This is a genomic window from Saccharothrix sp. NRRL B-16348, assembly GCF_001280085.1.
GTDB lineage: Bacteria > Actinomycetota > Actinomycetes > Mycobacteriales > Pseudonocardiaceae > Actinosynnema.
Genome location: NZ_LGED01000158.1, coordinates 101,407 through 109,309, shown reverse-complemented (window position 1 = coordinate 109,309; position 7,903 = coordinate 101,407). Strand labels below are relative to the sequence as shown.

Annotated in this window: 7 protein-coding genes; 2 read left to right on the top strand and 5 right to left on the bottom strand. The window is 72.9% G+C overall.

Annotated elements, in window-relative coordinates; genetic code table 11:
- Positions 1-100: 100 nt before the first annotated feature.
- From ADK67_RS16100 to ADK67_RS16085, 4 genes are read right to left on the bottom strand one after another with little or no spacing between them, the layout of a single operon-like run.
- Entirely contained in the window at positions 101-2,152 is a 2,052-nt protein-coding gene (locus tag ADK67_RS16100) for an alpha/beta hydrolase family protein (RefSeq protein WP_053717241.1), read from the bottom strand.
- Positions 2,153-3,115 (bottom strand): UDP-glucose 4-epimerase GalE, encoded by a 963-nt coding sequence (gene galE / locus ADK67_RS16095; protein WP_053717240.1) that lies wholly within the window; start codon positions 3,113-3,115, stop codon positions 2,153-2,155.
- 28 nt (positions 3,116-3,143) lie between these two features.
- Positions 3,144-4,304, bottom strand: coding sequence for a galactokinase (gene galK / locus ADK67_RS16090; protein WP_053717239.1), 1,161 nt, complete (start codon positions 4,302-4,304; stop codon positions 3,144-3,146).
- On the bottom strand, positions 4,301-4,993 hold the full coding sequence (locus ADK67_RS16085) for a metal-dependent transcriptional regulator (protein WP_053717238.1): 693 nt from the start codon (positions 4,991-4,993) through the stop codon (positions 4,301-4,303). The genes galK and ADK67_RS16085 overlap by 4 nt, the downstream gene beginning before the upstream one ends.
- A gap of 61 nt (positions 4,994-5,054) precedes the next feature.
- Here ADK67_RS16085 and ADK67_RS16080 point away from each other — a divergent pair, with 61 nt between their 5' ends.
- Positions 5,055-5,891, top strand: a complete 837-nt coding sequence (locus tag ADK67_RS16080) for a sulfurtransferase (RefSeq protein ID WP_053717237.1) — start codon at positions 5,055-5,057, stop codon at positions 5,889-5,891.
- Between the two features lie 52 nt (positions 5,892-5,943).
- Here the strand turns inward: ADK67_RS16080 and ADK67_RS16075 are convergent, their stop codons facing one another.
- Entirely contained in the window at positions 5,944-6,561 is a 618-nt protein-coding gene (locus ADK67_RS16075) for a DUF3558 domain-containing protein (protein ID WP_197289474.1), read from the bottom strand.
- Between the two features lie 162 nt (positions 6,562-6,723).
- Between ADK67_RS16075 and ADK67_RS16070 the strand changes: the two genes are divergently transcribed.
- Complete coding sequence (locus ADK67_RS16070) at positions 6,724-7,899, top strand: acetoin utilization protein AcuC (RefSeq protein ID WP_053717235.1); 1,176 nt, start codon at positions 6,724-6,726, stop codon at positions 7,897-7,899.
- Positions 7,900-7,903 lie beyond the last annotated feature (4 nt).

The following is a 7,903-nucleotide window of genomic DNA, read 5'->3' as shown; positions in this document are numbered from 1 at the left end:
CGCGCATCCGTCTCGGGCTTCAGTTGCCCAGGCCGTGGCATCCAGACACCTCCAGAACCCACAACCTACCGCAATAACCCTTAAGTCACTGGTATTGGCGCTAGATGAGTTCCGGCCGCTCCCAGGGCTCGCCGAGCACGTGCTCCGCCAAGAACGCGAAGACCGTCTCGTACCAGACCTTGGCGTTGCCCGGCGTCAGGATCCAGTGGTTCTCGCTCGGGAAGTACAGGAACTTCGCCGGCACCCCGTGCCGCACGAGGTCGAAGTACAGGCGCTGTCCCTCGCCGATCGGGACCCGGTAGTCCTTGTCGCCGTGGATGACCAGCATCGGCGTCTTGACGTCCGCCACCCGCAGGTGCGGCGAGTTCGCCCGCACGGTGTCCTGCTGCCGCAGCGGGTCGCCCATCTCGCGGATCCAGTAGTACGAGTCGTCGGTGGTCCCGGTGAACGCGTCCAGGTGCCACAACGACGCGTGCGTCACGATCGCCTTGAACCGGTCGGTCCGAGTGGCGATCCAGTTCGCCATGTACCCGCCGAACGACCCGCCCATGGCGGCCGTCCGCGAGTCGTCGACGTCGTTCCGCCGCACCGCCACGTCGGTGATCGCCATCAGGTCCGTGTACGGCTTGCCGCCCCACGCGGCCCACCCGGCGCGCACGAAGTCGTGCCCGTACCCGGTCGACAGCGCCGGGTCCGGCAGCAGCACCGCGTAGCCCCGGGCGGCCGTCAGCCACGGGTTCCACCGCCAGCTCCACCCGCTCCAGCTCATCACCGGACCGCCGTGCACCCACAGCAGCAACGGCGCGGGCTGCTCGGCCGACGCGCCGCTCGGCAGCACCAGCCACGCCCGCACGGTCCGGCCGTCCTCGACCACCGTGTCGATCTCGGTCAACGTCCCCGGCACCGACTCCACCGCACCGGGCGCGGGCAGCGGCACGGCCACCTGGTCCACACCGGACGCCGACAGCCGCACGGGCTGCGGCGGGTGGTCCCACGCGTTGCGCAGCGCGTACACCGACGCGCCGTCCGGGCTGACCCGCACGTCGGTGTACGCGCCGGTCGCGGTCAGCTTCACCACCGAGCCGGACGCCAGGTCGAGCTTCCAGATCGGCTGGTGGCCCCGGTGGCTGCTGGTGAAGTACACCGCGTCACCGGTCGGGCTCACCACCGGGTGGTCGGGTTCCTCGGCGAAGTCCGCCGCCAGCTCCTCGACCGCACCCGACGCCAGGTCGATGCGCACCAACGTGTTCGTCCACGGGCGGTCCGGGGTGGAGTCCAGCGCGCGCACCGCGATCACGCCCGACGAGTCCGGCAGGAACACCGGCTGCAGGAACGAGTGCCCGTCGAGGTCGGCCAGCACCCGGTCTGCCGCACCGTCGGTCGACGTCAGCCGCAGCCGCACCCGCGCGCCGTAGGACGCGCTCACCGCGACGCTCTCGGTGTGCACGACCCACCGCCCGTCGGGGCTGATCGCGGGGGAGTCGTCCAGCCGCGACGCCGCGTTGGGCGTCAGGTCCACCAGGTCGGACGACTGGTCGATGCGGTCGCGGTCCACGTCCACCGGCGACGTGGTCGCCAGCAGCCGGGGGAAGCTCGGCCCGAGGTCGGCGTCCCAGTACCGCACCGGGTACGACTCGTGCAGGATCGCCGTCACCCCGGCGTCCTCGCGGGCCTTGCGGTGCTCCTCGTCCTGCTCGCCGAACTCCGCGGTCGGGTGCGCGCCCGCCGCGAGCAGCACCGTGCCCGCGTCCCGCGCCACCGCGAACTCCGACACCCCGCGGGCCGGGCGGTACAGCTCGCGCGCCTCGCCGACGGGCGGCAGCAGCCACAGCGCCGACTTGTCCTTCGAGTCGCGGTCGGACGGCTTGGCCTCCTGGTCGGGCCGCGCCGACAGGAACAGCAGCGCGCCGTCGGGCGTGAACGCGGGCGCGGACTCGCCCTTCGCGCCACGCGTCAACCGCCGCGCGGGACGCTCACCGGCGGGGTCGACCTCCCACAGCGCGCCCTGCCACGCCTTGCCGTCGGGCGAGAGCGTCGCCACCACGGTGACCAGCCGCGTGCCGTCCGGCGACAGCGCCAGCCCGGAGAGCCTCGGCATCTCGGTGAACGAGGTCAGGTCCCCGAACGCGGCCTCGGTGATCTTGCCTGCCATTCACGCCCCCTGTTGTGACCGGGTGAAGTCCCACGCGTCGCGCACGATGCCGGCCAGGTCCACCCGCTCGGGCTTCCAGCCCAGCTCGGTGCGTGCCTTGTCGCTGGAGGCCACGAGCACCGCCGGGTCGCCCGCGCGGCGCGGCGCCACGTCGGCCGGGATCGGGTGGCCGGTCACCTCGCGGCACGCGTCGACGACCTGCTTGACCGAGAAGCCCAGCCCGTTGCCCAGGTTGTAGATGCGGTGCTCGCCCGCCGCCGCGTGTTCCAGCGCCCGCAGGTGCGCGTCGGCGAGGTCCACGACGTGGATGTAGTCGCGCACGCACGTGCCGTCGTCGGTCGGCCAGTCGTCGCCGTACACCTGCACGCGCTCACGCCGGCCGGACGCGACCTGCAGCACGATCGGGATGAGGTGCGTCTCCACTCCGTGCCGCTCGCCGAACCGCCCGTACGCGCCCGCCACGTTGAAGTAGCGCAGCGACACGGCGGCCAGGCCGTGCGCGGCGGCGTAGGACGTGATCGCGTGATCGATCGCGAGCTTCGTCGCGCCGTAGGTGTTGGTGGGGCGGGTCGGCGCGGTCTCCGCGATCGGCACCTGTTCCGGCTCGCCGTAGGTCGCGGCGGTGGAGGAGAACACCAGCCGGGGCGTGCCGTGCCCGCGCATCGCGTCCAGCAGCCGCAGCGACGTCACCACGTTGCCCTGCCAGTACTTCGCCGGGTCCTGCATGGACTCGCCGACCAGCGACTTGGCCGCGAAGTGCAGCACACCGTCGTACCCCTCGGCGAGCACGTCACCGATCGCGTCATCGATGCCCGCCTCGACCAGCCGCGCACCGTCCGGCACCGCGTCCGCGTGCCCGGTGGACAGGTCGTCCAGCACGACCACCTCGTGCCCGGACTCCACCAGCCTGGCCGCGCAGACGCTGCCCACGTACCCGGCGCCGCCCGTGACGAGCAACTTCACCCTGCATCCCCGCTTTCGACCCAGTCCGTCAGTGATCCCGGCCGGCGCCCGCCGAGGGCACCGCCGTGAAAGTCCTCGGTGTCGTCCAACCACGTCCGGCGAACGCGGCCAACACCCGCCGCACCACCTCGTCGTGCCGCTCCACGGGCACCAGCGCGATCGCCGACCCGCCGAAACCGCCGCCGGTCATCCGCGCGCCCAACGCGCCCGCCTCCTTCGCCGCGTCCACCGCGACGTCCAGCTCGGGCGCGGACACCTTGTAGTCGTCGCGCAGCGACGCGTGGGAGGCGTCCAGCAGCGGTCCCAGCTCCGCCAGCCGGCCGGTGCGCAGCAGCTCCACCGCCGCCAGCACCCGTTCGTTCTCGGTCACCACGTGCCGCACCAGCGGGCGCAGCTCCTCGGGCAACCGGGCCAGCGCGCCGTCCAGCCCGCTCACGTCCACGCCCCGCAGCGCGGGAACCCCCAGGATCGACGCGGCCTTCTCACAGCCCGCGCGCCGCGCGCCGTAGCCGCCGTCGGTGTGCGAATGGCTGGCCCGCGTGTCGACGACCAGCACTTCCAGGCCGTGCTCGGCCGCGTCGAACGGCACCTGCTCGGCCTCGAACGACCGCACGTCCAGGAACAGCACGTGCGCCTCGGTGCAGCACAGCGACGCGGTCTGGTCCAGCAGACCGGTGGGCGCGCCGACGAAGTCGTTCTCCGAGCGCTGCACCCAGCGCGCGATCCGCGGCAGGTCGTCGGCCGCGTGGTCGGCCAGCCCGAGCAGCGCCAACGCCACCGCGCACTCCAACGCGTGCGACGACGACAGGCCCGCGCCCGCCGGCACGTCGCCCGCGATCACCAGGTCCGCACCGCCGGTCAGGCCCTGCTCGCGCAGCACCCACGCCACCCCCGCCGGGTACGCCGCCCAGCCCTTGACCGCGCCGGGCTCCAAGTCGGCGACCAGCACCGGCGTGGCCTGCTGCACCACGCCGTCGTCACCCACCGTGGCCACGCGCAACCGACCGTCGTCACGCGGCGACGCGGCCACCGCGGTCCGGTGGGGCAGGGCGAACGGCAGGACGAAGCCGTCGTTGTAGTCGGTGTGCTCCCCGATCAGGTTCACCCGGCCGGGCGCGGACCAGACACCGCGCGGCGTGCCGCCGTGCAGCCGGGTGAACGCGGCGATCGCGCGCCGCGCCGGGCTCACCGGGCCTGCACCAGGACGGCGTGCGCCACCGCCGGGTCCAACTCGGCGACCGTGCCGTTGCCGCGCACCTGGATGACCTTCGCGCCGCCGAGCGAGTCGACCTCGACCGTGCCGCCCGGCACGACGCCGGCGGCCTTCAGCTCGGCCATCAGGTCCTCGTCGAGCTGCACGTGCTCGGCGATCCGGCGCACCTCGACGCGACCGCCGCCGCGCCGGGCCACCTCGTCGATCCGCACCAGGTCCGCCTCGGCGGGCGGGGCGGGCTCGCCGTCACCCAGCTTGTCCAGACCGGGGATGGGGTTGCCGTAGGGCGAGGTGGTGGGGTTGCCGAGGAGCTTGACCAGCTTGCGCTCGACGGCCTCGCTCATGACGTGCTCCCAGCGGCACGCCTCGCTGTGCACGTGCTCCCACTCCAGGCCGATGATGTCGACCAGGAGGCGCTCGGCGAGCCGGTGCTTGCGCATGACCGCGATGGCCAGGTTGCGGCCCTGCTCGGTGAGCTCGAGGTGGCGGTCGTCGGCCACGACGACCAGGCCGTCGCGCTCCATCCGACCGACCGTCTGGCTCACCGTCGGACCGCTCTGGCCCAGCCGCTCGGCGATGCGGGCGCGCAGAGGCACCACACCCTCTTCTTCGAGCTCGTAGATCGTGCGGAGGTACATCTCGGTGGTGTCGATGAGGTCGTTCACACCCGCTCCCCTTCGTATGGCGTCAATGCTAGTCGGCCGGTCACGGGTGCAGGATGGTGCCGTGCATCCACTGATCAGCACCGAAGCCCTGGCCTCCGCGCTGAACGGCGCCGAACCACCGGTCGTGCTCGACGTCCGGTGGCGCTTGGTCGGACCACCGGGACGTCAAGACTACGAGGTCGGACACGTTCCCGGTGCGGTCTACGTCGACCTGGACACCGAGCTGTCCTCACCGCCCGGCGCCGGCGGCCGCCACCCGCTGCCCGACCCGGCTGCGCTCCAGGCCGTGCTGCGCGCCGCCGGTGTCCGCCGGCATCACCCGGTCGTGGCGTACGACGGTGGTGACGGCTCCGTCGCCGCACGTGCCTGGTGGCTGCTGCGCTGGGCGGGTCACCCGGAAGTGGCGGTCCTGGACGGCGGCTTCGCGGCGTGGACCGCCGAGGGCCGCCCCGTCGACGCGCACACCCCGACGCCCGTTCCCGGCGACATCGTCGTGCAGCCCGGCGGCATGCCCGTGCTGGACGCCGACGAGGCCGCCGCGTTCACCGAGGCCGGCACGCTGCTCGACGCGCGCGCCCCCGAGCGCTACCGGGGCGAGACCGAGCCGGTCGACCCGCGCGCCGGGCACATCCCGGGCGCGCTGAACGCGCCGACCTCGGGCCACACCTCCGAGGGCCGCTGGCTGCCCGCCGCGGCGCTGGCCGAACGCTTCGAGGCCATCGGCGTCACCACCGACCGCCCGGTCGCCGCCTACTGCGGGTCCGGCGTCACGGCGTCCTCGGTGGTCCTGGCCCTGGAAGTGGCCGGCATCACCACCCCGGACCACCCCGCGCCGCTCTACGCGGGCTCTTGGTCGCAGTGGTCCTCAGACCCATCCCGACCCGCCGCGACCGGTTGAAACGCGGAACGGCCGGTCGGAGCGCACCCCGACCGGCCGTTCCCGGACCTACTTAAGCATTCGGGATCTTCTCGAAGCCCTTGGTGGCGAGCTTGAGTGCGATCTCGCACGGGTCGATCTCGTCGATCGGGGTCACGGTGGCCTGGAACGCCGGGGTGATCTCCTCCGGGTCGTCGGTCAGCATGACCAGCACCGTGCAGTCGCCGCCCTTCTCCTTCACCTCGTACGCGGTGTTGCCGCCGACCTCGATGGTCCGCGCCTCACCCTCGTACTCGGCGAACGTGACCATGAACAGCACGACCGCGAACGGGTCCTCCGTGCTCTGCACGCAGCCCTTCTCGCCGCCCTTCGACGCGCCGACGGCCGCGGCCACGTCCTCGGGCGTGAGGATGTCGCAGTCCTCGTAGCCCTCGGTCTTCTTCTTCGTCGTGATCTTCACGTCGCCGGACGGCTTCTCGGCCTCGGTGGTCTTCGGCGCGTTCGCCTTGCTGGACGTCTTGGGCGACGAGGTCTTGGTCGACGACGGCTTGCCGGACGCGGTCTGCTCACCGGTCGACCCGCCCGCCGCGGCGACCGGGCTGCCGATGACCTTGGTGGCGCAGGCCGAGAGGCCGAGCGTGAGCGCCAAGGCCAGCACAGTGGTCAGGGCGGGGACTCGTCGCAGGTGCATGTCTCTCTGACCCCGTTCCGACGTGCGGGGTTCCATCCTCGATGGCCGCAATCCTGGCCCGCGTCGTCTCGGCAGACTCTAAGTCCACCCCGGGCGTCCGCACGTCGGGGGCGACCAACCTGTGATCACGCCACCGCGCGTCGCGTGGGTTAGGTTGCCGACATGGGTAAGGAAGCCGCCGTTGTCTGGGACGAGTCCTTCCTCGGCTACGACCTGGGCGGGGACCACCCGCTCAACCCCGTCCGGCTGGACCTGACCGTACGGCTGGCGAGCGCGCTCGGCGTGCTGGACGGCGTGGGGCTCATCGCGCCCGACCCGGCGACGGACACCGAGATCGAACGCGTGCACGAGCCGTCCTACCTCAACGCCGTCCAGGCCGCGCCGATGGCGGGCTGGGACGTCGGCCACGGCCTCGGCACCGCGGACAACCCGGTGTTCGCCCGCATGCACGAGGCGTCCGCGCTGGTCGTGGGCGGTTCGCTGGCCGCCGCACGGCGGATCGCCTCGGGTGAGGCGGACCGGGCGGTGAACATCGCGGGCGGGCTGCACCACGCCATGCGCGACCACGCGGCCGGGTTCTGCGTCTACAACGACTGCGCCGTGGCCATCTCGTGGCTGCTCGACAACGGCTTCGACCGGATCGCCTACATCGACACCGACGTGCACCACGGCGACGGCGTGCAGGCCGCCTTCTACGACGACCCGCGCGTGCTCACCGTCTCGATCCACCAGAACCCGCTGAGCCTCTGGCCCGGCACGGGACGGCCCGCGGAGGTGGGTGGCGAGGGCGCGGAGGGCACGAGCGTGAACCTGGCCCTGCCGCCCGGCAGCGGCGACCAGGCGTGGCTGCGCGCGTTCGAGGCCACCGTCCCGTCCCTGCTGACCGCGTTCGGGCCGCAGCTCCTGGTCACCCAGTGCGGCGTGGACACGCACCGCGAGGACCCCCTGGCCGACCTCGCGCTCACCGTGGACGGCCACCGCGCGATCTACCGCCGCCTGCGCGAGCTGGCCGAGCGGACCGCGAACGGACGGTGGCTGGCGCTGGGCGGCGGCGGGTACGAGCTGCTGCGGGTCGTGCCGCGCAGTTGGACGCACCTGCTGGCCACCGTGCTGGACCGGGACGTCGACCCGAACACCCCGCTGCCCGCCGACTGGGTCGCCCACGCCTCGACCCTGGCGCCGAACTGGCCGCTGCCGTCGTCCATGACCGACGGCTCCGACACCGCGTTCGAGCAGTGGGGCGGCCAGCTCGACACCCCGGTCGACCTGGCGGTGATGGAGACCCGGCGCGCGGTGTTCCCGCTGCACGGCCTGGACCCCGACGACCCGAGGGACTGACCGC